At 57.7% G+C, this 20,979-nt stretch carries 34 protein-coding genes and 1 pseudogene; 33 read left to right on the top strand and 2 right to left on the bottom strand.

Translation table 11 applies throughout. The features are described 5' to 3' along the window. The 12 genes and pseudogenes from tuf to ACN0SC_RS04845 all read left to right on the top strand — a co-directional run. Positions 1-145: pseudogene (gene tuf / locus ACN0SC_RS04900) on the top strand (elongation factor Tu); the annotation flags it as partial. 431 nt (positions 146-576) lie between these two features. After that, complete coding sequence (rpsJ, locus tag ACN0SC_RS04895) at positions 577-885, top strand: 30S ribosomal protein S10 (RefSeq protein ID WP_085848206.1); 309 nt, start codon at positions 577-579, stop codon at positions 883-885. A 15-nt stretch (positions 886-900) separates the two neighbouring features. Next, positions 901-1,632 (top strand): 50S ribosomal protein L3, encoded by a 732-nt coding sequence (gene rplC, locus ACN0SC_RS04890; RefSeq protein ID WP_417248528.1) that lies wholly within the window; start codon positions 901-903, stop codon positions 1,630-1,632. After that, positions 1,629-2,225: a 50S ribosomal protein L4 gene (gene rplD, locus ACN0SC_RS04885; protein ID WP_417248527.1), complete on the top strand. Its 597-nt coding sequence runs from the start codon at positions 1,629-1,631 to the stop codon at positions 2,223-2,225. The genes rplC and rplD overlap by 4 nt, the downstream gene beginning before the upstream one ends. Continuing rightward, positions 2,222-2,518, top strand: a complete 297-nt coding sequence (locus ACN0SC_RS04880) for a 50S ribosomal protein L23 (protein ID WP_417248526.1) — start codon at positions 2,222-2,224, stop codon at positions 2,516-2,518. Before rplD ends, ACN0SC_RS04880 begins: the two co-directional genes overlap by 4 nt. A gap of 158 nt (positions 2,519-2,676) precedes the next feature. Beyond that, positions 2,677-3,654 carry a YHYH protein gene (locus ACN0SC_RS04875; RefSeq protein ID WP_417248525.1) on the top strand — a complete coding sequence of 326 codons (978 nt, stop codon included), beginning with the start codon at positions 2,677-2,679 and terminating at the stop codon, positions 3,652-3,654. Positions 3,655-3,871: 217 nt separating this feature from the next. Beyond that, complete coding sequence (gene rplB, locus ACN0SC_RS04870) at positions 3,872-4,714, top strand: 50S ribosomal protein L2 (RefSeq protein ID WP_417248524.1); 843 nt, start codon at positions 3,872-3,874, stop codon at positions 4,712-4,714. Between the two features lie 3 nt (positions 4,715-4,717). After that, the gene (gene rpsS / locus ACN0SC_RS04865) at positions 4,718-4,996 is read left to right on the top strand and encodes a 30S ribosomal protein S19 (RefSeq protein ID WP_417248523.1); all 279 of its coding nucleotides are present in this window, start codon (positions 4,718-4,720) and stop codon (positions 4,994-4,996) included. Between the two features lie 3 nt (positions 4,997-4,999). Then, positions 5,000-5,380 carry a 50S ribosomal protein L22 gene (gene rplV, locus ACN0SC_RS04860; RefSeq protein WP_417248522.1) on the top strand — a complete coding sequence of 127 codons (381 nt, stop codon included), beginning with the start codon at positions 5,000-5,002 and terminating at the stop codon, positions 5,378-5,380. Then, positions 5,380-6,087, top strand: a complete 708-nt coding sequence (gene rpsC / locus ACN0SC_RS04855) for a 30S ribosomal protein S3 (RefSeq protein ID WP_417248521.1) — start codon at positions 5,380-5,382, stop codon at positions 6,085-6,087. Before rplV ends, rpsC begins: the two co-directional genes overlap by 1 nt. 13 nt (positions 6,088-6,100) lie before the next feature. After that, positions 6,101-6,514, top strand: coding sequence for a 50S ribosomal protein L16 (rplP, locus tag ACN0SC_RS04850; RefSeq protein ID WP_417248520.1), 414 nt, complete (start codon positions 6,101-6,103; stop codon positions 6,512-6,514). Between the two features lie 239 nt (positions 6,515-6,753). Continuing rightward, positions 6,754-7,344, top strand: coding sequence for an OsmC-related (seleno)protein (locus ACN0SC_RS04845; protein ID WP_417248519.1), 591 nt, complete (start codon positions 6,754-6,756; stop codon positions 7,342-7,344). Positions 7,345-7,400: 56 nt separating this feature from the next. Here the strand turns inward: ACN0SC_RS04845 and ACN0SC_RS04840 are convergent, their stop codons facing one another. Both ACN0SC_RS04840 and ACN0SC_RS04835 read right to left on the bottom strand, forming a co-directional pair. Further along, complete coding sequence (locus tag ACN0SC_RS04840; RefSeq protein ID WP_417248518.1) at positions 7,401-7,700, bottom strand: hypothetical protein; 300 nt, start codon at positions 7,698-7,700, stop codon at positions 7,401-7,403. Then, positions 7,700-8,323 (bottom strand): TIGR02466 family protein, encoded by a 624-nt coding sequence (locus tag ACN0SC_RS04835; protein WP_417248517.1) that lies wholly within the window; start codon positions 8,321-8,323, stop codon positions 7,700-7,702. Before ACN0SC_RS04835 ends, ACN0SC_RS04840 begins: the two co-directional genes overlap by 1 nt. A 137-nt stretch (positions 8,324-8,460) precedes the next feature. Here ACN0SC_RS04835 and ACN0SC_RS04830 point away from each other — a divergent pair, with 137 nt between their 5' ends. The 21 genes from ACN0SC_RS04830 to ACN0SC_RS04730 all read left to right on the top strand — a co-directional run bounded on the left by ACN0SC_RS04830 (position 8,461) and on the right by ACN0SC_RS04730 (position 20,948). Next, positions 8,461-8,946 (top strand): bacterioferritin, encoded by a 486-nt coding sequence (locus ACN0SC_RS04830; RefSeq protein WP_417248516.1) that lies wholly within the window; start codon positions 8,461-8,463, stop codon positions 8,944-8,946. Between the two features lie 118 nt (positions 8,947-9,064). Further along, on the top strand, positions 9,065-9,415 hold the full coding sequence (locus ACN0SC_RS04825) for a hypothetical protein (RefSeq protein ID WP_417248515.1): 351 nt from the start codon (positions 9,065-9,067) through the stop codon (positions 9,413-9,415). Positions 9,416-9,593: 178 nt separating this feature from the next. Beyond that, on the top strand, positions 9,594-9,791 hold the full coding sequence (rpmC, locus tag ACN0SC_RS04820) for a 50S ribosomal protein L29 (protein WP_417248514.1): 198 nt from the start codon (positions 9,594-9,596) through the stop codon (positions 9,789-9,791). Between the two features lie 14 nt (positions 9,792-9,805). Continuing rightward, on the top strand, positions 9,806-10,033 hold the full coding sequence (rpsQ, locus tag ACN0SC_RS04815) for a 30S ribosomal protein S17 (RefSeq protein ID WP_417248513.1): 228 nt from the start codon (positions 9,806-9,808) through the stop codon (positions 10,031-10,033). 89 nt (positions 10,034-10,122) lie between these two features. Beyond that, positions 10,123-10,491: a 50S ribosomal protein L14 gene (gene rplN, locus ACN0SC_RS04810; protein WP_417248512.1), complete on the top strand. Its 369-nt coding sequence runs from the start codon at positions 10,123-10,125 to the stop codon at positions 10,489-10,491. Continuing rightward, positions 10,491-10,796 carry a 50S ribosomal protein L24 gene (gene rplX, locus ACN0SC_RS04805; protein ID WP_417248511.1) on the top strand — a complete coding sequence of 102 codons (306 nt, stop codon included), beginning with the start codon at positions 10,491-10,493 and terminating at the stop codon, positions 10,794-10,796. The genes rplN and rplX overlap by 1 nt, the downstream gene beginning before the upstream one ends. After that, positions 10,796-11,359: a 50S ribosomal protein L5 gene (gene rplE, locus ACN0SC_RS04800; RefSeq protein WP_417248510.1), complete on the top strand. Its 564-nt coding sequence runs from the start codon at positions 10,796-10,798 to the stop codon at positions 11,357-11,359. Before rplX ends, rplE begins: the two co-directional genes overlap by 1 nt. 21 nt (positions 11,360-11,380) lie before the next feature. Further along, positions 11,381-11,686 (top strand): 30S ribosomal protein S14, encoded by a 306-nt coding sequence (rpsN, locus tag ACN0SC_RS04795; RefSeq protein WP_417248509.1) that lies wholly within the window; start codon positions 11,381-11,383, stop codon positions 11,684-11,686. Between the two features lie 13 nt (positions 11,687-11,699). After that, positions 11,700-12,092, top strand: coding sequence for a 30S ribosomal protein S8 (gene rpsH, locus ACN0SC_RS04790; RefSeq protein ID WP_417248508.1), 393 nt, complete (start codon positions 11,700-11,702; stop codon positions 12,090-12,092). 12 nt (positions 12,093-12,104) lie between these two features. Further along, positions 12,105-12,638, top strand: a complete 534-nt coding sequence (gene rplF / locus ACN0SC_RS04785; protein WP_417248507.1) for a 50S ribosomal protein L6 — start codon at positions 12,105-12,107, stop codon at positions 12,636-12,638. 11 nt (positions 12,639-12,649) lie between these two features. Further along, positions 12,650-13,009 (top strand): 50S ribosomal protein L18, encoded by a 360-nt coding sequence (gene rplR / locus ACN0SC_RS04780; RefSeq protein ID WP_417248506.1) that lies wholly within the window; start codon positions 12,650-12,652, stop codon positions 13,007-13,009. Positions 13,010-13,169: 160 nt separating this feature from the next. Continuing rightward, positions 13,170-13,733: a 30S ribosomal protein S5 gene (gene rpsE / locus ACN0SC_RS04775; RefSeq protein WP_417248505.1), complete on the top strand. Its 564-nt coding sequence runs from the start codon at positions 13,170-13,172 to the stop codon at positions 13,731-13,733. Positions 13,734-13,747: 14 nt separating this feature from the next. After that, the gene (gene rpmD / locus ACN0SC_RS04770; protein ID WP_417248504.1) at positions 13,748-13,936 is read left to right on the top strand and encodes a 50S ribosomal protein L30; all 189 of its coding nucleotides are present in this window, start codon (positions 13,748-13,750) and stop codon (positions 13,934-13,936) included. A gap of 801 nt (positions 13,937-14,737) precedes the next feature. Beyond that, positions 14,738-15,217, top strand: a complete 480-nt coding sequence (rplO, locus tag ACN0SC_RS04765; RefSeq protein ID WP_417248503.1) for a 50S ribosomal protein L15 — start codon at positions 14,738-14,740, stop codon at positions 15,215-15,217. Positions 15,218-15,322: 105 nt separating this feature from the next. Beyond that, the gene (gene secY, locus ACN0SC_RS04760) at positions 15,323-16,681 is read left to right on the top strand and encodes a preprotein translocase subunit SecY (RefSeq protein ID WP_417248502.1); all 1,359 of its coding nucleotides are present in this window, start codon (positions 15,323-15,325) and stop codon (positions 16,679-16,681) included. Next, on the top strand, positions 16,678-17,253 hold the full coding sequence (locus ACN0SC_RS04755; RefSeq protein ID WP_417248501.1) for an adenylate kinase: 576 nt from the start codon (positions 16,678-16,680) through the stop codon (positions 17,251-17,253). The genes secY and ACN0SC_RS04755 overlap by 4 nt, the downstream gene beginning before the upstream one ends. Positions 17,254-17,461: 208 nt before the next feature. After that, positions 17,462-17,830 (top strand): 30S ribosomal protein S13, encoded by a 369-nt coding sequence (rpsM, locus tag ACN0SC_RS04750; RefSeq protein WP_417248500.1) that lies wholly within the window; start codon positions 17,462-17,464, stop codon positions 17,828-17,830. Between the two features lie 15 nt (positions 17,831-17,845). Continuing rightward, a complete protein-coding gene (rpsK, locus tag ACN0SC_RS04745; protein ID WP_417248499.1) occupies positions 17,846-18,235 on the top strand; it encodes a 30S ribosomal protein S11 in 390 nt (129 codons plus the stop codon). Positions 18,236-18,356: 121 nt separating this feature from the next. Continuing rightward, positions 18,357-19,373: a DNA-directed RNA polymerase subunit alpha gene (locus ACN0SC_RS04740; RefSeq protein WP_417248498.1), complete on the top strand. Its 1,017-nt coding sequence runs from the start codon at positions 18,357-18,359 to the stop codon at positions 19,371-19,373. A 187-nt stretch (positions 19,374-19,560) separates the two neighbouring features. Continuing rightward, positions 19,561-19,986, top strand: coding sequence for a 50S ribosomal protein L17 (gene rplQ, locus ACN0SC_RS04735; protein WP_417248497.1), 426 nt, complete (start codon positions 19,561-19,563; stop codon positions 19,984-19,986). Positions 19,987-20,336: 350 nt separating this feature from the next. Further along, a complete protein-coding gene (locus ACN0SC_RS04730) occupies positions 20,337-20,948 on the top strand; it encodes an autoinducer binding domain-containing protein (RefSeq protein WP_417248496.1) in 612 nt (203 codons plus the stop codon). Positions 20,949-20,979 lie beyond the last annotated feature (31 nt).

The raw sequence follows: 20,979 nt of genomic DNA, 5'->3' as shown, positions 1-20,979 counted from the left end.
CACGGAAATGGTTATGCCTGGCGACAACCTGAAACTGCAAGGTGAGCTGATTGCTCCGATCGCAATGGAAGAAGGCCTCCGCTTCGCTATCCGCGAAGGCGGCCGCACCGTTGGTTCCGGCGTTGTCTCCAAAATCGTCGAGTAAGCCTAATTCGCGTTAGCGAATGGTTGAAAAAGGAAAGGCTCCGCATTTGCGGGGCCTTTTCATTTGCGAAGGTGTGATTGCGCAATTTAAGCAAAGTCACGGAGCAAACCTAAGGCGGCTGCGATTTCTGCGGAAAAGGTAACGTGACCCTAAATCCGCACTCGAAGGTGCCGACCCCAATAATGCGTTCCATGCCCGAAAAGCCGACGCGCACAGACGCGACTTGAGTCAAGGAAACTTAGGGCTTCTGCACTTTTTGTATTGCTATCTTGCGCGTGCCTTCGTATAGCGCGCGAGTTCTCCTTGCGGGGAGCGCATGGAGGGGGATTCGCTTCTGTAAGGAAGTGCCCACTTCATAAGGTTCGACGAGGGTGTGCGATGAGCGCGCATCTTCCTCTCAACCTCAAAAGCCTGACGAAAGGCAAATGCATATGCAAAGCCAGAACATCCGTATTCGGCTCAAGGCATTCGATTTCCGCGTCCTCGATGCGTCGACGCAAGAAATCGTAAACACGGCAAAGCGCACTGGCGCTCAGGTCCGTGGCCCGATCCCCCTGCCGAACAAAATCGAGAAGTTCACGGTTCTCCGTGGCCCTCACGTTGATAAGAAATCCCGCGATCAGTTCGAGATCCGTACGCACAAGCGTCTTCTCGACATCGTTGATCCGACTCCCCAGACCGTGGACGCGCTGATGAAGCTCGACCTTGCGGCTGGTGTTGATGTCGAAATCAAAGTCTAAGGAGGGCAATCAGATATGTTGCGCTCTGGTGTAATTGCGAAGAAGGTTGGTATGACCCGCCTCTTCATGGAAGACGGCAAACAGATCCCTGTTACCGTTCTTCAACTCGACGGCCTTCAGGTTGTCGCTCAGCGGACCAACGAGAAAGACGGCTACACCGCCGTTCAGCTCGGCGCAGGTTCCGCGAAAGCGAAACGGACCTCCAAAGCCATGCGCGGCCACTTCGCCGCCGCCAACGTTGCGCCCAAGCGCAAGGTTGCCGAATTCCGCGTGGACGAGGAAGCCCTGATCGGTGTTGGTGAAGAAATCACCGCTGATCACTACTTCGAAGGTCAATTCGTTGACGTGGCTGGCACGTCGATCGGTAAAGGCTTTGCTGGTGCGATGAAGCGTCACAACTTCGGGGGCCTTCGCGCTACCCACGGTGTGTCGATCTCCCACCGTTCGCACGGCTCCACGGGTCAGTGTCAGGATCCGGGTCGCGTGTTCAAAGGCAAGAAGATGGCCGGTCACATGGGTGCTGCCCGTGTTACCACCCAGAACCTTCAGGTCGTCAAGACCGACGCCGACCGTGGCCTGATCATGGTCAAAGGCGCCGTTCCTGGCTCCAAAGGTGGTTGGGTCACGGTCAAAGATGCCGTGAAGAAGCCGTTCCCCGAGAACGCCGTCGTTCCCGCCGCTCTGAAATCCGCTGCAGTTGCTGAGGCACCCGCCGAAGAAGCTCCGGCAGAAGGAGGTGAAGCATGACTTTCAAGGTGATCAAACTCGATCTGGACGAGGCCCTGTTCGGTCTTGAGCCGCGTGCAGACATCCTGCACCGTGTGGTTCGCTGGCAGCGTAACAACGCGCAGCAAGGCACGCACAAGGTCAAGACACGCTCGGAAGTGTCCTACTCCACCAAGAAGATCTATCGCCAAAAAGGCACCGGCGGCGCACGCCACGGTTCCCGCAAGGCGCCTATCTTCCGCAAAGGTGGTATCTACAAAGGCCCGACCCCGCGTTCGCACGGCCACGATCTTACGAAGAAGTTCCGTAAGCTCGGCCTGAAGCACGCGCTCTCCGCGAAAGCGGCCTCTGGCAATCTCGTGGTTGTGGAAGATGCGAAACTCGCAGAAGCCAAAACCGCTGTGCTCGCCAAGGCTGTTAAGGAGCAGGGCTGGAAACGCGTTCTGGTGATTGACGGTGCTGACGTTGATGCGAACTTCAAAGCTGCGGCTGCGAACATCGCTGGCGTCGACGTGCTGCCGACCATTGGCGCCAACGTCTATGACATCCTGAAACGTGACACGCTCGTGATCACCAAAGCAGGTGTCGAAGCTCTGGAGGCTCGCCTGAAATGACCAACAAAGCTGAACTCTACGACGTGATCCGCAAGCCGGTCATCACCGAAAAAGCAACTCTCGCTTCCGAAAACGGCGCGGTTGTGTTCGAAGTCGCCATCGACGCGAACAAGCCCACCATCAAGGAAGCCGTCGAGGAACTCTTCGGTGTGAAGGTTAAAGCGGTCAACACGGTTGTCACCAAAGGTAAGACCAAGCGTTTCCGCGGTCAGCCTGGCAAGCGTAAAGACGTCAAAAAAGCCTACGTCACGCTCGAAGACGGTAACTCGATCGACGTGACCACTGGTCTCTGAGTTTCTCGGAACTGGTAGAAATCAAGAAGCCCTCCACGAAAGTGGGGGGCTTTTTTGCTCTCGGCTACGAAAATTGCAGAATGAGGCGACGGAAACGTGCTGCCGTTGCGTTCTACCGCGGCCCCTTGTGTGGCGCAGACAATCAGATGGAAAATCAGATGAAATACCCAGCAACCATTCTAGTGACCTTAGCTTTTTCAGCTCCGGCCTTTGCAAGCAGCTCTTCCGACCCGCTCCATAATCTCGAGCATTTCTTTGAGGATGCGCAGATTGTATCAGGCCCAGAGCTTGTAGACTGCACATTGTCGGAAGGGGCGGAAACCACGTGTTTTTCCATCACCGTAAAAACGGAACCCACGGGCTACACGCCTGGACCATGGTGCCCGACTTCCGTTCTCGATGATGCAGATGCGGGCGGGATCTGGCTCAAGGACGGTGAGGTTCACGATGTTGACGGTGAATTCGTGTCCAACCTGTCGCGGTTCTATAACGACGAGGAATGGCAGTTGGTGAACCCCGACGGGTCGATCCGCGTCACCGACACCAAAGAGGCCTGTGAAGCCGCAGCGCGCCCTGACGTTGCCGAGGAGTATCAAAACTACTGTGTGCAATGTCTGCCCGAATACGTGGATGAGAGCGCGACCGTGACTTATGTCATTCCGCTGACGCCACAAGCCGCCACGCGGCCCGCGCCGACCAACCAGTCTGGGTCTGGTGTTGCCTATAACGGTATCCGTCTGGATGGCTCCGCGCCCGTCGATGACATCCTTGCCGCCCACACCATCGCACCCTTTGATGACTGTGGTGGGCACATCAACACGCACGTGGGCTACCACTATCACGCCGTGACCGACTGCCTCGAAGGCGGCCCTGTTGTCGAAGGGCATGCCTCGCAAATCGGTATCGCTATGGACGGCTACCCGATCTTCAATCGGACCGATGCTCAAGGCGAAGTGCCCGATGATCTTGATGCCTGCAACGGCCACGTCAGCGACGACCTCGGCTATCACTATCATGCAGGTGAAGCGGGATCGAACGCCATCCTCGGCTGCATGACGGCCCAAGCAGGTTGCGTTCTCGAAGACCCTGAGGCCCAATGCGACGCCTCAGCGCGTCCCGCGCCCCCGCGTCCGTGACGGTATAGGCGGGTGGGGGAGAGCGTTTCGCGTATTCCCACTAGACTCCCCCACCATCTCCCCCTATACACCGCCCATCTCACGGCCTCGGATTCGTTCTGGGGCCTGTGATTTGTGTGGAACTGGTCCACCTTCGGGACGGATCAGGGCCTAAACGGAACGGGTCGCAGCATGCGCGCTGCACAACATGACCCAAAGCAAACGGAAGACAGAAACTATGGCACTCAAGTCGTATAAACCGACGACGCCTGGCCAACGTGGGTTGGTTCTGATCGACCGTTCGGAGCTTTGGAAAGGTCGCCCCGTCAAGTCTCTCACCGAGGGTCTGACGAAGAATGGTGGCCGGAACAACACCGGACGGATCACGATGCGCCGCAAAGGCGGCGGGGCAAAGCGTCTCTATCGCATCGTCGACTTCAAACGGAACAAGTTTGACGTCACTGCGACGGTGGAACGGATCGAATATGACCCGAACCGCACCGCGTTCATCGCGCTTATCAAATATGAAGACGGCGAGCAGGCCTACATCCTTGCTCCCCAGCGTCTGGCCGTTGGCGACACTGTGATCGCCTCCGCGAAAGCCGACGTGAAGCCGGGCAACGCCATGCCCTTCTCCGGTCTGCCGATCGGTACGATTGTCCACAATGTCGAGCTCAAGCCCGGCAAAGGTGGTCAGATCGCACGTGCTGCAGGCACCTACGCCCAATTCGTTGGTCGTGACGGTGGCTACGCACAGATCCGCCTCTCCTCCGGCGAGCTGCGTCTGGTGCGTCAGGAATGCATGTGCACCGTTGGCGCCGTGTCGAACCCCGACAACAGCAACCAGAACTTCGGTAAAGCGGGCCGCAACCGTCACAAGGGCATCCGCCCCTCCGTGCGTGGTGTGGTTATGAACCCGATCGATCACCCCCATGGTGGTGGTGAGGGTCGCACCTCCGGTGGTCGTCACCCGGTTACGCCTTGGGGCAAGCCGACCAAGGGTGCAAAAACCCGCAACAAGAACAAAGCGTCCTCGCGGCTTATCATCCGCTCGCGTCACGCTAAGAAGAAGGGTCGCTAAGATATGGCACGTTCTGTCTGGAAAGGCCCATTTGTGGACGCATACGTCCTCAAGAAGGCCGAAAAAACACGCGAGTCTGGTCGTAACGAGGTCATCAAGATCTGGTCCCGCCGCTCCACCATCCTGCCTCAGTTCGTTGGCCTCACCTTTGGTGTGTACAACGGTCAGAAGCACGTCACCGTCAACGTCTCGGAAGACATGATCGGTCAGAAGTTCGGTGAGTATGCACCGACTCGGACCTACTACGGTCATGCCGCCGACAAGAAAGCGAAACGGAAGTAAGCCATGAGCAAGGATAAGAATCCCCGCCGCGTGGCAGACAACGAAGCAATGGCCAAAACCCGTATGCTTCGCGTTTCCCCGCAAAAACTGAACCTCGTGGCTCAGATGATCCGCGGCAAGAAAGTCGACAAGGCCCTCACGGACCTGACTTTCTCCAACAAGCGGATCGCAGCAGACGTGAAGAAATGCCTTCAGTCCGCGATTGCCAACGCCGAAAACAACCACAACCTTGACGTTGACGAACTCGTCGTCGCCGAGGCTTGGGTTGGTAAAAACCTCACCATGAAGCGCGGTCGTCCCCGTGCCCGTGGTCGTTTCGGCAAGATCATGAAGCCGTTCGCGGAAATCACCATCAAGGTGCGTCAAGTTGAGGAGCAAAACTAATGGGTCATAAGGTTAACCCGATCGGTATGCGCCTCCAGGTCAATCGCACCTGGGACAGCCGCTGGTACGCCGACACGAAGGATTACGGTGATCTTCTTCTCGAAGACATCAAAATCCGCGAGTTCATCAAGGAAGAATGCAAACAGGCTGGCGTCAGCCGCGTGATCATCGAACGTCCGCACAAAAAGTGCCGCGTCACGATCCACACCGCCCGTCCTGGTGTCATCATCGGCAAGAAAGGCGCAGACATCGAGACCCTGCGTCGCAAGATCGCCGCGATGACCGACAGCGAGCTGCACCTCAACATCGTTGAAGTGCGCAAGCCCGAGCTGGACGCTGCTCTCGTCGCCGAGAGCATCGCACAACAGCTTGAGCGTCGTGTGTCCTTCCGCCGCGCCATGAAGCGCGCCGTGCAAAACGCCATGCGTATGGGTGCCCTCGGCATCCGCGTGAACGTTGCCGGTCGTCTTGGCGGTGCCGAAATCGCTCGTACCGAATGGTATCGTGAAGGCCGCGTTCCGCTTCACACCCTGCGCGCAGACATCGACTACGCGCACGCTGAAGCTTCGACCGCTTACGGCATCATCGGCATTAAAACCTGGATCTTCAAAGGCGAGATCATGGAACACGATCCGCAGGCTCGTGACCGTCGCGCCGAAGAACTCCAGCAAGGTCCGGCGCCCCGCGGCGACCGCGGCCGTCGCTAAGGAGACCTGAAAAATGCTTCAGCCAAAGCGTACAAAATTCCGCAAGATGCAGAAGGGCCGTATCAAAGGCCTGGCAAAAGGTGGTTCCGACCTCAACTTCGGGTCTTTCGGTCTCAAGGCACTCCAGCCTGAGCGCGTAACAGCCCGTCAGATCGAGGCCGCTCGTCGTGCCATGACGCGTCACATGAAACGTCAAGGCCGCGTATGGATCCGCATCTTCCCGGACACTCCCGTGACCTCCAAGCCCACCGAAGTTCGTATGGGTAAGGGTAAAGGTTCCGTGGATTTCTGGGCATGTAAAGTCAAACCCGGCCGTATCATGTTCGAAATCGACGGCGTGAACGAAGACATCGCCCGTGAGGCCCTGCGTCTTGCTGCGATGAAACTGCCGATCAAATCCCGCGTCGTCGTACGCGAGGACTGGTAAGGTCACGCTTCGCGCAAGCGAAGTGTCGGCAGGTTGCCAGCGCGCAAGCGTCCTGATGACCGCACCGTCCTGATCAATCTCAAAGCCCCGTCAGAAATGGCGGGGCTTTTTGTTGTCCACCCCTCACGCCCGCATTGCCAACGGCAGGGGGGCGGCCCCCTTTTCGGGCCTAAGATTTCCTGACACTGTGACGGCGATCCGCGCTTGGCCGCGGAGCGAGACACCAAAGGGAGATCACTGTGACCGACAGCACCTACCACGTCGGCGAGCGTAATGACGCTTTGCCGCAACCGACTCAATTCGAACCGAAGCCGTTCAAGAAGGGCCGCCCGCCCGAGCCACTGCAATTCGAGGTGGTCATGACCGCCGAGGCGACCGAGCGTCAAAAAAAGACGGGCGTTGTGCAGGTCAATATTCCTGGCTTCTCGCCCGTGCGCCTCTTCTGTGATGAGCAGACGCCCGTGGGCGATGACACCGCCCCGCCGCCGCTGGCCTATATGTGTGCGGGGATCGGGTTCTGCCTGATGACCCATCTCACTGACATCTACACCGCGCGCGGGATCAAGATTAAGTCGATGAAGATCGAGCAAAAGGTCGGTTTCAAGACTAACCTCTCGACCATGCGCGAGATGGGCCACACAACCGAAGGTGAGACCGAGCACATCGAAACGCACGTCCTGATCGACAGCGACGAGCCCGAAGAGCGCATCCGCGATCTGATGGAAGAGGCAGAGAATTCCTGCATGGCCCACTTCGCCCTGCGCAACCCGATCCCGTGGCGCTCACGCCTCCTGCATAACGGCAAGGAAGTGATGAGCCATAGCGGTTAAGCCAAAAAGGAAAACCCCCGCCGATCTTTCGGCGGGGGTTTAGATTTCAGTAGTACTCACTCTACTGGATTACATCGGAAAACTTCTGTTGAGCCATCCTGTGCGGCCAACTCAATAAGTCTTTCGCAAACTGCATAATCCCCTGTTCCTGCATATCCAAAGATGAGCATCATTTTTTCCCATTCGCCCATAACGTTTTTCTTTTCAAACCAAGTAGCGTCATGAAGGCTTGGATTGGCGTTCACTGCATCTACAAGTCGTTTAGTTCCGTCCGCACCGTCTTCCGCAAATGCTGCAACGACGGTCGTGCCAGCAACGATCAACGCAAGCAGCGAGCGCCCAATGCTCTCTTTCATCACTCACCCCATTTATAGTTAAACGACACGCTCACCCGATCGAACTCGCTTTGGTTCATCACCACCTCGTGGCGCAGCCAGCTTTCCCACAGCATCACATCACCCACCTCTGGCTTGAGGTAGATGAAGTTCTGCATCTCGCGGCGCGCGTCTTTCTTGCGGGGCGGGGCGGCCATCATCATGGCGTGGCGCGGGTCTTCGAGGCGGAGCGCCGAGGCACCTTCGGGCATGGCAACATAGGTCGTGCCCGAGATCACCGAATGTGGATGGATATGGGCGGAGTGGTAGCCGCCTTCGGGAAGGACGTTGATCCAGAGGTCTTCAAGCACCAGAGGGCGGTCGTCGAGGTTGAACTCCAGATCCTTGGCAAAGGCCGCAACATGTTTGTCGAGCGCCTCCACCAAATCCTGAAAGATCGGGAACCGCCACGGCAGGTCGGTCAGTGAGGCGTAGGAGGTGTAGCCAGGATAGTTGTTCTCCTCGCACCATTGCTGCCCTGCCTCGTCATCCTCGGCAATCGCATAGCAACTGTCGAAAAGCTCTTCCTCGCCGATCTGCGCGCCAACCGCGTTGAGGCGTTCTTTGTAAAGTCGGGTGACAAAAAGGGACTCGATATCGGCCATGTTGCTCTCCTCGAAATGAAGGGAAGGCACCGCAGTGCCCATTTGCCACATCGCATGTGCGCAGAAGAAGCGCAATCTCGGGATGAAATTATCCGATGAAGCACCATGTATAGAGTAACAAGACAGGAGGCCACGATATGACCAATGAAACCACCCTGAAGAACCTCAACACTGCGCTCCAGATGGAGTTGACCGCCGCCCACCAGTATCAGCTGCACGCCCATGTGCTGGATGACTGGGGACTGGACAAGCTGGCCGACCAGATGCGCGAGGAATTTGCCGAAGAGACAGAGCACTCCAATCTCTTCCTTGAGCGGATGTTCGAACTGGGCGGCGAGCCGGAAATGGCCTTTGCCTCTACGCCGAAAGTCGCCAAGTCGCTGCAAGACATGTTCAAAATGGATCTCGCCGACGAGAAGGAAGCCACCGCCTTCTACACCAAGGCGGCGAAGGCGGCCTATGAAGCGGGCGACCTCAAGACGAAGAAACTGTTCGAGACCATCGCAATTGACGAGGTGGGCCACCAGAACTGGCTTGATCTGCAACTGAGCCTGATCGAACGGATCGGGGAACAGAACTACGCCTCGAAATATGTTTCCGCGGGCGAGGCGGAAGAGGAATAAGGTCAAACCTTCGCGTTTGGTCGCACTGCAAGAAGATTGGAAACCCCGTGCCTTCGGCGCGGGGTTTTCTGATAAAGTTGTGAAGTGGCTTTGAGCGCGTTCGTGTTAGTGTGAGGCCATGAAATATATCGTCGCTTTTCTCCTCGCAGCCACACCGCTTGCCGCCGACCCTCCCGTGATCGAAAAGGTCAACGCCACCCGTTCGGGAGAGGAATGGCGCTTTGACGTTACGCTGTCCCATCCTGATACGGGTTGGGACCACTACGCCGACGGATGGCGGGTGCTGGATATGGAGGGGGCCGAATTGGGCCACCGCGTTCTGGCGCATCCCCATGTGAACGAGCAGCCTTTCACCCGCTCTCTTTCGGGCGTCGAAATTCCCGAGGGCACAACGCAGGTCCAGATCGAAGCGCGCGATACGGCTGACGGCTGGAGCGGTAAGGCGGTTGTCGTCGAATTGCCGAAATAGCGCAATTCGGGCGGCAAACCCCAAACATTGCTTGCCATCACGCGCTCACCCTCCTATAGAGCGACATCTCACAGATTCCCCGCACGGGGAGTCTTGTGCGTTGACATAACCCACCGGGCCGAATGTCACCCCGAAACGGGCGCATTCCGGTGCTAACAGGAACCAAGGAGAGGCGAATATGAACGCCCAAGAATTGCGTGCGAAAACGCCGGACGAGCTCCGCACGGAGCTTGCCAACCTGAAGAAAGAATCGTTCAACCTGCGCTTTCAGCAGGCGACCGGTCAGCTCGAAAACACCGCTCAGATCCGCAAGGCACGCCGTCAGGCCGCACTTGTGAAGACCATTCTGAACGAAAAAGCCGCTTCGGCTGAGTAAGGGGAGCTAGACCTATGCCCAAACGTATTCTTACCGGGGTCGTGACCTCGAACCAGAACGAACAGACCGTGACCGTGTCCGTGGAGCGTCGCTTCAAACACCCCGTTCTGAAGAAAACCATTCGTAAGTCCAAAAAATACCGGGCTCATGATGAGAACAACCAGTTCAACGTCGGTGATACCGTCCGCATCGTGGAATGTGCACCGAAGTCGAAAACCAAGCGTTGGGAAGTGCTCGTTTAATCTCTGATTAGACAAGCCTCCTCCCAGCTTAATCGAAACCCTGGGGATGACAGTCACTGCAGACTGCCCCAAAGGTCGGGAGAAACCAAATGATCCAGATGCAGACCAATCTGGATGTTGCTGATAACTCAGGCGCTCGCCGAGTTCAGTGCATCAAGGTCCTCGGCGGTTCCCACCGTCGATATGCCTCCGTGGGCGACGTCATCGTGGTGTCGGTCAAGGAAGCAATTCCGCGTGGTCGTGTGAAGAAAGGTGACGTGCGTAAAGCCGTCGTCGTTCGCACCGCCAAGGAAGTCCGTCGCGAGGACGGCACCGCGATCCGTTTCGATCGCAACGCTGCCGTGATCCTCAACAACAACAACGAGCCGATCGGCACCCGTATCTTCGGGCCGGTGGTTCGCGAGTTGCGTGCGAAAAACTTCATGAAGATCATCTCGCTCGCTCCGGAGGTGCTCTAATGGCTGCTAAACTCCGTAAAGGCGACAAGGTCGTCGTGCTTGCCGGTAAGGACAAGGGTAAACAGGGTGAAATCACCACCGTGTTCCCCACCAAAGGCAAAGCCATCGTGGAAGGCGTGAACATCGCCATCCGTCACGCGAAGCCCACCCAAGGTGATCAGGGCGGACGTCAGCCGAAGGCAATGCCTATCGACCTGTCCAACCTCGCGCTTCTCGACAAAAACGGCAAAGCGACCCGCGTCGGCTTCAAAGTTGAAGGCGACAAGAAAGTCCGCTTCGCAAAAACCACGGGGGACGTGATCTGATGCTCGACGCTGACAACTACACCCCGCGTCTCAAGGCGCTCTACAAGGACAGCATTCGTGCCGCTCTCAAAGAAGAGTTCGGCTACAAAAACGACATGCAGATCCCGCGTCTGGACAAAATCGTTCTCAACATCGGCTGCGGCGCAGAAGCCGTGCGTGACTCCAAGAAAGCCAAATCGGCTGTCGAAGATCTCACCGCGATTGCCGGCCAGAAGGCACTGACCACACGCGCCAAGAAATCCATCGCTGGTTTCCGCGTTCGTGAGGACATGCCCCTTGGCGCGAAAGTCACCCTGCGTGGCGACCGCATGTATGAATTCCTCGATCGTCTGATCACGATTGCAATGCCCCGCATCCGCGACTTCCGCGGTGTTTCGGGCACGTCCTTCGACGGCCGTGGCAACTACGCCATGGGCATCAAGGAGCACATCGTATTCCCCGAGATCAACTTCGACAAAGTCGATGAAGTCTGGGGTATGGACGTTGTTATCGCCACGACGGCGAAAACTGACGATGAAGCCAAGAGCCTGTTGACTGCGTTCAACATGCCCTTCAACAGCTAATCGCGCGAGGAGTTAGAGAACATGGCTAAGAAATCCATGATCGCACGTGAGCGTAAGCGCGAGAAGCTGGTGGCCAAATACGCCGCTAAGCGCGCCGCGCTCAAAGAGATCATCTATGATCAAGAAAAGCCGATGGAAGAGCGTTTTCGCGCATCCATGAAGCTTGCTGAACTGCCGCGGAACTCTTCCGCGACGCGTCTTCACAACCGTTGCCAGCTGACGGGTCGTCCCCACGCTTACTATCGTAAGCTGAAGGTCTCCCGTATCATGCTTCGGGAACTTGGCTCGAACGGCCAGATCCCTGGCCTCGTGAAATCCAGCTGGTAAGGAGGGCAGAGATATGAACGATCCTATCGGCGATATGCTCACCCGTATCCGTAACTCTCAGATGCGTGGCAAGTCCACGGTGATGACACCCGCTTCTAAGCTGCGCGCTTGGGTGCTGGATGTGCTGACCGACGAGGGCTACATCCGCGGCTATGAGAAGGGCACTGATGAGAAGGGTCACCCGATCCTCGAAATCAGCCTGAAATACTACGAAGGCACCCCCGTTATCCGTGAGCTGAAGCGTGTGTCCACGCCCGGCCGTCGCGTATACCTCGGTGTCAAAGACATCCCCACGGTCCGTCAGGGCCTCGGTGTGTCGATTGTCTCCACCCCCAAGGGTGTGATGTCGGATGCAAACGCTCGTGCCAACAATGTTGGCGGCGAAGTGCTTTGCACGGTCTTCTAAGGAGAGCTGACAATGTCTCGTATTGGTAAACGTCCGGTCGAGCTGCCCAGCGGTGTCACCGCGGCTGTCTCCGGCCAGACCATCGAAGTGAAGGGCCCCAAGGGCACGCATAGCTTCACCGCAACCGACGATGTTACGCTCGCTGTCGAAGACAACGCCGTAACCGTCACCCCGCGCGGCAAATCCAAGCGCGCGCGTCAACAGTGGGGTATGTCCCGCACCATGATCGGTAACATGGTTACCGGCGTGACCGACGGCTTCAAAAAGGAGCTGGAGATCAATGGTGTTGGTTATCGTGCACAGATGCAGGGCAACACCCTGAAACTGTCGCTCGGTTACTCCCATGAGGTGAACTTCGAAGTGCCCGCTGGCGTCACCGTCACGGCCCCGAAACAGACCGAAATCGTTGTGGAGGGTTCCGACCCGCAACTCGTCGGCCAAGTCGCGGCAAACATCCGCGAATGGCGTAAGCCCGAGCCTTACAAAGGCAAAGGTATCAAATACAAAGACGAGTATATCTTCCGCAAAGAAGGTAAGAAGAAGTAAGGACGCTCAAAATGGCAAACAGCAAACGAGATCTGTTCGTGAAGCGCCGCCTGCGCGTTCGCAACAAACTTCGCAAAAGCAATGTCGGCAAAGCTCGTCTTTCCGTGCATCGCTCGAACAAGAATATCAGTGTTCAGCTGATCGACGACGTTCAGGGTGTAACCCTGGCTTCGGCTTCCTCGCTCGAGAAAGATCTCGGCGTGGTTGGCAAGAACAACGTCGAAGCCGCCGCCAAAGTTGGCGCGGCGATCGCAGAACGTGCCAAGAAAGCTGGCGTGGAAGTGTGCTACTTCGACCGCGGCGGTTTCCTTTTCCACGGCAAGGTGAAGGCTCTGGCCGACGCTGCGCGTGAAGGTGGCCTGAAGTTCTAAATCGTCTCGCGGGTTCGCCCGCGTAGCGGTTCCAAAACACTGTGGGGGACGGGTGCTCCGTCCCCCCGATGACACAGGGCGCACATGCGGTTTCCGACTGCGCCACGGGTGTTGAGTTGATTACGGCGCAATCGCGCGCCACCTTGAAAAGGATAGTTCTATGGCAGAACGTGATAACCGTCGCGGCAACCGTCGCGACCGTGATGAAACGCCGGAATTCGCAGATCGCCTGGTTGCGATCAACCGCGTCTCCAAAACGACCAAAGGTGGTAAGAACTTCGGTTTCGCCGCACTCGTGGTTGTAGGCGACCAAAAAGGCCGCGTCGGCTTCGGCAAAGGTAAAGCGAAAGAGGTCCCTGAGGCCATTCGTAAAGCCACCGAACAAGCCAAGCGCCAGATGATCCGCGTTCCCCTCAAAGAGGGCCGCACCCTGCACCACGACATGAACGGTCGTCACGGTGCTGGTAAAGTCGTCATGCGCACCGCACCGCAAGGTACTGGTATCATTGCCGGTGGTCCGATGCGTGCTGTGTTCGAAATGCTCGGCGTTCAGGACGTGGTCGCCAAGTCGATCGGGTCGCAAAACCCCTACAACATGATCCGCGCTACGCTGAACGGCCTCCAGAAGGAAGCCTCCCCGCGTTCCGTGGCACAGCGTCGTGGCAAGAAAGTTGGCGACATCCTCAAAAAGGATGAGCCTGCTTCCGAGAACGCTGAAGCGTAAGGAGCTAGAAAAACATGGCTAAAACCATCGTTGTAAAACAGATCGGCTCCCCGATCCGTCGTCCCGCCGAACAGCGTGCTACGCTCATCGGTCTGGGTCTCAACAAGATGCACAAAACCCGCGAGCTGGAAGATACCCCTTCCGTGCGCGGCATGGTTGCCAAGATCCCGCACCTCGTCGAAATCGTCGAAGAGCGCGGCTAAAACCCGAAGTGTTTCGCTCCTGATTTTTGACCTGTTTGGTCTTCAGGTTGGATCGAGGCACACGGGCTTGGCTTGAAACATTAGAACGCCCCGCTGGAAACAGCGGGGCGTTCGGCGTTTCTCGTGCATATAGCCACTCAAGTTCCCCTCAGACGGAGCGGGCAGGGGGGGGCAATGCGGGCGGCGGCCCTGTTTCAGCCTCCCCCGAAAAGGGGAGTTTCGCCCCTGGGTTGTGTTTGCGACTATGGAATCACCATCAGGTCGTGATCGGGTGTTTGGACGCGGCGTCCCCAGTAATTTGACGTAACAACTGCGCTCACTCTCCCGCACGGCCGAGCATGGCGGGCCAGAACCTCCCCTGTCCGCCGTGTCGGGCGCTGTCTCCTAGACGCCAAAAGAGCGTTGGCGTTCCTGATGAACCGCGATCGCACGACATAGAGTCGGCGTCCGTGGCGACAAATCGGGGCACACGACACGCAGCATCCGTGTGCCCAAGCTCCTGTCGACGGACCTGTCGCGCCCCGCTCCCCCAGCGGGGCGCCCCTTTTCCGCCCTTGCCCGCCTAGTTTCTCACCACTTGCCACTCCCCGCGACAATTTGCGCATGGGGTCGAAAGGCATCACCCCATATCAATACTCTGCGATGAGGGGAGCGCGTCCTTGTGGTCACGCCACCCTTGCGCTGCGCCGCGCAGGCGTCTATACGCCCGTGGTCGGCTCTCGGGCTGACGGGAATCAACATTTGTAAGCCGTGTTTGCCCACTCCGTCGCTGGAGGGCAGTTCCGGCAAAGGAGAAGCGACATGAAATTGCATGAACTGCGCGATAACGACGGCGCAACCAAGAAACGCACACGCGTTGGCCGTGGCCCGGGTTCGGGCAAAGGTAAAATGGGTGGCCGTGGTATCAAAGGTCAGAAATCCCGTTCGGGTGTGGCGATTAAAGGGTACGAAGGCGGGCAAATGCCCCTCTACCAACGTCTTCCTAAGCGTGGCTTCAACAAGCCCAACCGTGCGAAGTTCGCCGTTGTGAACCTTGGCCTCATCGAGAAATTTGTCGAAGCAGGCAAACTCGACGCCAAGAAAGAGATCACCGAAGACGTTCTCGTCGAAAGCGGCCTTGTTCGCCGCAAGCTCGACGGTGTGCGCGTTCTGGCGAAAGGCGAGGTTAAATCCAAACTGAACCTGAACGTGACAGGCGCGTCCAAATCCGCGATTGAAGCGGTCGAAAAAGCTGGCGGCACGCTCACCGTTGCCGCGAAGGCCGAGGCGGCCGCCGAATAAGGGTTGTGGCAAGGGGCTTCGCCCCTTACATCAAACCTTAAGTTTTCCAAGCGCCGCCTATCGGGGAACCGGTCGGGCGGCGCTGACGCGAAGAAAGAGACCTAAATGGCATCCGCAGCAGAACAGATGGCGGCGAACCTCAACTGGGGCACCCTCGGGAAAGCCAAAGAGCTTCGTCAGCGTATTGTCTTCACCCTCGGTCTGTTGATCGTCTATCGCCTTGGCACCTTCATTCCCGTGCCGGGCATCGACGGCAACGCCCTCCGCGACTTCATGGAACAGGCTTCCGCAGGTATCGGTGGCATCCTGTCGATGTTCACTGGTGGTGCGCTTGGCCGCATGGGGATCTTCGCATTGGGCATCATGCCCTACATCTCTGCCTCGATCATCGTGCAGCTTCTGACCGCGATGGTGCCCTCCCTTGAGCAACTCAAGAAGGAAGGCGAGCAGGGGCGTCAGAAAATCAACCAATACACCCGCTACGGCACAGTCTTCCTGGCGCTGTTTCAGGCCTATGGCCTCGCGGCCTCTCTGGAGGCGGGTGATCTGGCCCACGATCCCGGCTGGTTCTTCCGCGCGGGCGTTGTCATCACGCTGGTTGGCGGCACCATGTTCCTGATGTGGATCGGTGAGCAAATCACGCAACGCGGCATCGGCAACGGTATCTCGTTGATCATCTTCGTCGGCATTGTCGCCGAGGTTCCGGGCGCACTGGCACAGTTCTTCGCTTCTGGCCGTTCGGGCGCCATCTCGCCCTTCGTCATCCTCGCGGTGATCGTCGTGGTGGTCGCCACCATTGCCTTCGTCGTGTTCATGGAGCGCGCGCTACGCAAGGTGCACATCCAGTACCCGCGCCGCCAGCAAGGCATGAAGGTCTACGACGCGCAATCCAGCCACCTGCCGATCAAGGTGAACCCCGCGGGCGTCATTCCCGCGATCTTCGCCTCCTCGCTGCTGTTGCTGCCCACCACTATCGCGACCTTCTCGGGTCAAAGCGATCTGGGGCCCGTCATGTCCACGTTGCTTGCCTACTTCGGACCTGGCCAACCGCTCTACCTGCTGTTCTTTACGGCGATGATCGTCTTCTTCACCTACTTCTACACCGCAAACGTCGCCTTCAAGACGGATGACATTGCGGAGAACCTGAAGAACCAGAACGGCTTCATTCCCGGCATCCGTCCGGGTAAGAAAACCGAAGAACACCTCGACTACATCGTAGCGCGTATTCTTGTGCTCGGTTCCGCATATCTCGCAGCAGTCTGCCTGTTCCCCGAGATCCTGCGTGCCCAGTTCTCGATCCCGTTCTACTTCGGGGGCACCTCGGTTCTGATCGTTGTTTCCGTCACGATGGACACGATTCAGCAAATCCAGTCTCACCTGCTGGCCCACCAGTATGAGGGGCTGATCGAAAAATCGCAGCTGCGCGGGAGGAAGCGCAGCAAAAAAGGGACAGCTAGACGATGAATATCATTCTCCTTGGCCCGCCCGGCGCAGGCAAAGGCACTCAGGCACAACGCCTCGTGGAGGAGCGCGGCATGGTGCAACTGTCGACCGGAGACATGCTCCGTGAGGCGCGCACCTCGGGCACCGAAATGGGCAACAAGGTTGCTGCGATCATGGATGCGGGCGAACTTGTCACCGACGAGATCGTGATCGGCCTGATCGACGAGAAAATCCGCAGCGGCAATACCGCCGGATTCATCTTCGACGGCTTCCCCCGCACGCTGGCGCAAGCCGATGCGCTTAACGAGCTGCTTTCGCGCAACGGCGCGCAGCTCGACGCGGTGATCCAGCTTGATGTCGATGACGCTGCCCTCGTGGACCGCATCGTCGGCCGCGCCAAAGAGGCCGTGGCCGCAGGTGGCGAAGCCCGTAAGGACGACAACGAGGAAAGCCTCAAGGTCCGTCTGATGGAATACTACAAGAAGACCGCGCCGCTCATTGGCTACTACTACGCCCGTGGCGACCTCAAAGTGGTCGACGGAATGGCCGCGCCCGACGAAGTGGCGCAGGGTATTTCGGCGGCTTTGGCCTGATTTAGCGGGGAAATGGCGCGAGGCCTTGACGCTTCGCTCATTCCCCCGTATGGCACACCATCCCTTACGGGATTCAAGATTCGCAAACGGGTCGCTCCCGTTCGAAGACCATAGATTCAGCTGACGCCCGCAGGTGGAGAAAACCCGCGGGCTTCCGTTGTGAAAAAAGGTTCCGGAGTTACGGAACCGCAACGAAAGGAAAGTAAACGTGGCACGTATCGCTGGCGTGAATATCCCGACTGCAAAGCGGGTTCCAATCGCCCTCACATATATCACCGGTATCGGTAACGCCTCCGCCGAAGCCATCTGCGAAGCCGTTGGCATTGACCGCACCCGTCGTGTGAACGAGCTGTCCGACAGCGAAGTTCTCTCCATCCGCGAGCACATCGACGCCAACTACACCGTCGAAGGCGACCTGCGCCGTGAAGTTCAGATGAACATCAAGCGCCTGATGGACCTCGGTTGCTACCGTGGCCTGCGTCACCGCCGTAACCTGCCCGTTCGCGGTCAGCGTACCCACACCAACGCTCGCACGCGCAAAGGCCCTGCTAAGGCCATTGCCGGCAAGAAGAAATAAGGGAGGGTTCGACCAATGGCACGTGATACTCGTCGCACCAAGAAGAAGGTTTCCAAGAACATCGCCGCTGGCGTTGCTCATGTGAACTCCACCTTCAACAACACCAAGATCCTCATCTCCGACGTTCAGGGCAACGCGATTTCGTGGTCCTCCGCGGGCACGATGGGCTTCAAAGGTTCGCGCAAATCTACCCCTTACGCCGCTCAGATGGCTGCGGAAGACGCTGGTAAAAAAGCGCAGGACCATGGTGTGAAAACCCTCGAAGTCGAAGTTCAGGGCCCCGGCTCTGGTCGTGAGTCCGCTCTGCGCGCACTCGCCGCTGTCGGCTTCAACATCACGTCGATTCGCGACGTGACCCCGATTGCACACAACGGCTGCCGCCCGCCGAAGCGTCGCCGCGTGTAATCAAGATAAAATTTTATGGATCGCGTGCGGTTGACGCATGCGGTCCGTTTTTGCGTTTTAGATCCCTCGGGACGTTTTCCGCTTACGGACATGGGCGGAAAACAAGAATGGAGGCTACTGCATGATCCACAAGAATTGGGCCGAGCTCATCAAACCCACCCAACTTGACGTGAAACCGGGTAACGAGCCCGCACGCCAGGCCACCATCATCGCTGAACCGCTTGAGCGCGGCTTCGGTCTGACGCTCGGCAACGCGTTGCGCCGCGTGCTGATGTCCTCGCTGCAAGGTGCGGCCATTACCTCCGTCCAGATTGACAACGTCCTGCACGAGTTCTCCTCGATCGCGGGTGTGCGTGAGGACGTTACCGACGTTATCCTCAACCTCAAGGGTGTGGCTCTGCGTATGGACGTCGAGGCGCCCAAGCGTCTGTCGATTTCTGCCAAAGGTCCGATGGTTGTCACCGCTGGTGACATCTCCGAATCCGCTGGCATCGAAGTTCTGAACAAAGATCACGTGATCTGTCACCTCGACGACGGCGCCGATCTGTTCATGGAACTGACCGTTTCGACGGGCAAAGGCTACGTGGCCGCTGACAAGAACAAACCCGAGGATGCGCCTATCGGCCTGATCCCCGTGGATGCGATCTACTCGCCGGTCAAGAAAGTGTCCTATGACGTGCAACCGACCCGTGAAGGTCAGGTTCTCGACTATGACAAGCTGACGCTGAAAATCGAAACCGACGGTTCCGTGACCCCCGAGGACGCCGTGGCATTCGCTGCCCGCATCCTGCAAGACCAGCTTTCGATCTTCGTCAACTTCGACGAGCCCGAAGCCGCTGGCCGTCAGGAAGAGGACGATGGTCTCGAGTTCAACCCGCTTCTTCTCAAGAAAGTGGACGAGCTGGAACTTTCCGTGCGTTCGGCAAACTGCCTCAAGAACGACAACATCGTCTACATCGGCGATCTCATCCAGAAGACCGAAGCCGAGATGCTCCGCACCCCGAACTTCGGCCGCAAGTCGCTCAACGAGATCAAAGAAGTCCTTTCGGGCATGGGTCTGCACCTCGGCATGGATGTCGAAGAGTGGCCGCCTGAGAACATCGAAGAGCTGGCCAAGAAATTCGAAGACCAGTTCTGATCTGAATATCTGGGGGTCGGGAGAAAGTCCGACGTTTGCCCGACGCATGTCCGACAAATGTCCGACAGGTTTCCGACCCCCAAAACCGGGCCTTGTGCCCGACACGACCCGGGCATCTTGCCCCAAGGAGAATCGGTGACACGCATCGCCGGTCAGACAAAGCAAAACACGCTATAGGAGATATAAAATGCGTCACGCTAAAGGCTACCGCCGCCTCAACCGTACCCACGAGCACCGCAAGGCGCTCTTTTCCAACATGGCCGGCTCGCTCATCGAGCACGAGCAGATCAAAACCACGGTGCCCAAAGCCAAAGAGCTTAAGCGCATCATGGACAAGCTGATCACGCTCGGCAAACGCGGCGATCTGCACGCGCGCCGTCAGGCAGCCGCTCAGCTCAAGCAGGACAAGGACGTTGCGAAACTCTTCGACGTTCTCGGCCCCCGCTACAAAGAGCGCAACGGTGGCTACACCCGTGTTCTTAAAGCAGGATTCCGTTATGGCGACATGGCTCCGATGGCAATCATCGAGCTCGTTGACCGCGACGTAGACGCCAAAGGTGCCGCAGACCGTGCACGCCTTGAGGCAGAAGACGCCGCACTCGACGCTGAATAATCCCTGCGATTTCAGTCTTTCGAAAAGCCCTGCCAACTGGCGGGGCTTTTTTATTGTGTGGGGCTGATTTGGCACGGTTGTGTGATCAAAGTCATAATTGTCTTCAAACCCCGGCAATAGACGGATACAAGCTACGCAGTTTGAGGAAGCCGACTGTTTGCTGTCCGCTGCTTCTTTTGAGGATACGGGACGTGCTCACCTTCCCGTTGTGCGCAAGACAGTAAGTGTTTCTGGCAGGTTGGTTGCCTCAATGACGGTTGAAGGCCACTGAGTGGCGGAGCCGTTGGTAGAGTTGCTACGTTTAGCGCGAACGAGTTTCACGCATCCATCCACTAAGGGCGCAAAAAAGCATGAGCACGGCTCAACAACTTTCTGCTGGATACGCGAAATTGGCCGCGCTCAGTCCTACTGGCTATCTCGTTGCACTTCATATCCGCCAAGCAAGTCCACTCCACACGCATCTCACCATGAGCGCGGATTGGGTGAAGGTTTATAACGAGAATTCGCTCGCTCTTTGCGACCCTCTTATCGCGTGGTCTTTGTCCACAGAGGGTGCAATCCGTTGGAGCGCTGTGGATTTTCCTGATCCCTTTGACGTCTTTGGAAAAGCGGCGCAATTCGGTCTTCGCTATGGGCTGGGAGTTTCCATTGGGGAGATCAGTTCGCGCACATTGGTCTCATGCTCGCGAGGTGATCGTGAGTACACCGATAGCGAAATTGCAGAAATTCAGGCCGTTTCGGTGGACCTTCACAAAGCATCCGTACCGCCCCATACGCTGACGACTGCCCAACTTCATGCGCTTCGCAGCATCGCGTCGGGTGATCGCCATGCTGCAGCAGCGGCGAAGCTCGGAATATCTGAAAGCGCACTCAAGGCACGGCTTCAGTCTGCGCGTAGTCGCCTCGTTGCACGCACAACCTCTGAAGCCATTCAGAAGGCCAAAGAACTTCGTCTTCTTTGACGGGTTTCTGTGCCCTTTCGTATCCCGATGC

This window comes from Celeribacter sp. (genome assembly GCF_048261515.1).
GTDB lineage: Bacteria > Pseudomonadota > Alphaproteobacteria > Rhodobacterales > Rhodobacteraceae > Celeribacter.
Note: the sequence above shows the minus strand (reverse complement) of the source record. Positions and strands in the feature narration are given on the sequence as shown.

Excerpts from the sequence above, each read along its gene's own strand:
- rpsS (WP_417248523.1), top strand. The coding sequence starts at position 4,718 with ATGGCACGTTCTGTCTGGAAAGGCCCATTTGTGGACGCATACGTCCTC.
- ACN0SC_RS04880 (WP_417248526.1), top strand. The coding sequence starts at position 2,222 with ATGACCAACAAAGCTGAACTCTACGACGTGATCCGCAAGCCGGTCATC.
- rpsQ (WP_417248513.1), top strand. The coding sequence starts at position 9,806 with ATGCCCAAACGTATTCTTACCGGGGTCGTGACCTCGAACCAGAACGAA.
- rplP (WP_417248520.1), top strand. The coding sequence starts at position 6,101 with ATGCTTCAGCCAAAGCGTACAAAATTCCGCAAGATGCAGAAGGGCCGT.
- rpsK (WP_417248499.1), top strand. The coding sequence starts at position 17,846 with ATGGCACGTGATACTCGTCGCACCAAGAAGAAGGTTTCCAAGAACATC.
- rplN (WP_417248512.1), top strand. The coding sequence starts at position 10,123 with ATGATCCAGATGCAGACCAATCTGGATGTTGCTGATAACTCAGGCGCT.
- rplX (WP_417248511.1), top strand. The coding sequence starts at position 10,491 with ATGGCTGCTAAACTCCGTAAAGGCGACAAGGTCGTCGTGCTTGCCGGT.
- secY (WP_417248502.1), top strand. The coding sequence starts at position 15,323 with ATGGCATCCGCAGCAGAACAGATGGCGGCGAACCTCAACTGGGGCACC.
- ACN0SC_RS04835 (WP_417248517.1), bottom strand. The coding sequence starts at position 8,323 with ATGGCCGATATCGAGTCCCTTTTTGTCACCCGACTTTACAAAGAACGC.
- rplD (WP_417248527.1), top strand. The coding sequence starts at position 1,629 with ATGACTTTCAAGGTGATCAAACTCGATCTGGACGAGGCCCTGTTCGGT.
- rplR (WP_417248506.1), top strand. The coding sequence starts at position 12,650 with ATGGCAAACAGCAAACGAGATCTGTTCGTGAAGCGCCGCCTGCGCGTT.
- ACN0SC_RS04830 (WP_417248516.1), top strand. The coding sequence starts at position 8,461 with ATGACCAATGAAACCACCCTGAAGAACCTCAACACTGCGCTCCAGATG.
- rplB (WP_417248524.1), top strand. The coding sequence starts at position 3,872 with ATGGCACTCAAGTCGTATAAACCGACGACGCCTGGCCAACGTGGGTTG.
- ACN0SC_RS04875 (WP_417248525.1), top strand. The coding sequence starts at position 2,677 with ATGAAATACCCAGCAACCATTCTAGTGACCTTAGCTTTTTCAGCTCCG.
- rpmD (WP_417248504.1), top strand. The coding sequence starts at position 13,748 with ATGGCTAAAACCATCGTTGTAAAACAGATCGGCTCCCCGATCCGTCGT.
- ACN0SC_RS04840 (WP_417248518.1), bottom strand. The coding sequence starts at position 7,700 with ATGAAAGAGAGCATTGGGCGCTCGCTGCTTGCGTTGATCGTTGCTGGC.
- rpsH (WP_417248508.1), top strand. The coding sequence starts at position 11,700 with ATGAACGATCCTATCGGCGATATGCTCACCCGTATCCGTAACTCTCAG.
- rplC (WP_417248528.1), top strand. The coding sequence starts at position 901 with ATGTTGCGCTCTGGTGTAATTGCGAAGAAGGTTGGTATGACCCGCCTC.
- rplO (WP_417248503.1), top strand. The coding sequence starts at position 14,738 with ATGAAATTGCATGAACTGCGCGATAACGACGGCGCAACCAAGAAACGC.
- rplF (WP_417248507.1), top strand. The coding sequence starts at position 12,105 with ATGTCTCGTATTGGTAAACGTCCGGTCGAGCTGCCCAGCGGTGTCACC.
- rplE (WP_417248510.1), top strand. The coding sequence starts at position 10,796 with ATGCTCGACGCTGACAACTACACCCCGCGTCTCAAGGCGCTCTACAAG.
- rplQ (WP_417248497.1), top strand. The coding sequence starts at position 19,561 with ATGCGTCACGCTAAAGGCTACCGCCGCCTCAACCGTACCCACGAGCAC.
- ACN0SC_RS04825 (WP_417248515.1), top strand. The coding sequence starts at position 9,065 with ATGAAATATATCGTCGCTTTTCTCCTCGCAGCCACACCGCTTGCCGCC.
- rpsJ (WP_085848206.1), top strand. The coding sequence starts at position 577 with ATGCAAAGCCAGAACATCCGTATTCGGCTCAAGGCATTCGATTTCCGC.
- rplV (WP_417248522.1), top strand. The coding sequence starts at position 5,000 with ATGAGCAAGGATAAGAATCCCCGCCGCGTGGCAGACAACGAAGCAATG.
- rpsE (WP_417248505.1), top strand. The coding sequence starts at position 13,170 with ATGGCAGAACGTGATAACCGTCGCGGCAACCGTCGCGACCGTGATGAA.
- rpsN (WP_417248509.1), top strand. The coding sequence starts at position 11,381 with ATGGCTAAGAAATCCATGATCGCACGTGAGCGTAAGCGCGAGAAGCTG.
- ACN0SC_RS04755 (WP_417248501.1), top strand. The coding sequence starts at position 16,678 with ATGAATATCATTCTCCTTGGCCCGCCCGGCGCAGGCAAAGGCACTCAG.
- ACN0SC_RS04730 (WP_417248496.1), top strand. The coding sequence starts at position 20,337 with ATGAGCACGGCTCAACAACTTTCTGCTGGATACGCGAAATTGGCCGCG.
- rpmC (WP_417248514.1), top strand. The coding sequence starts at position 9,594 with ATGAACGCCCAAGAATTGCGTGCGAAAACGCCGGACGAGCTCCGCACG.
- rpsC (WP_417248521.1), top strand. The coding sequence starts at position 5,380 with ATGGGTCATAAGGTTAACCCGATCGGTATGCGCCTCCAGGTCAATCGC.
- ACN0SC_RS04740 (WP_417248498.1), top strand. The coding sequence starts at position 18,357 with ATGATCCACAAGAATTGGGCCGAGCTCATCAAACCCACCCAACTTGAC.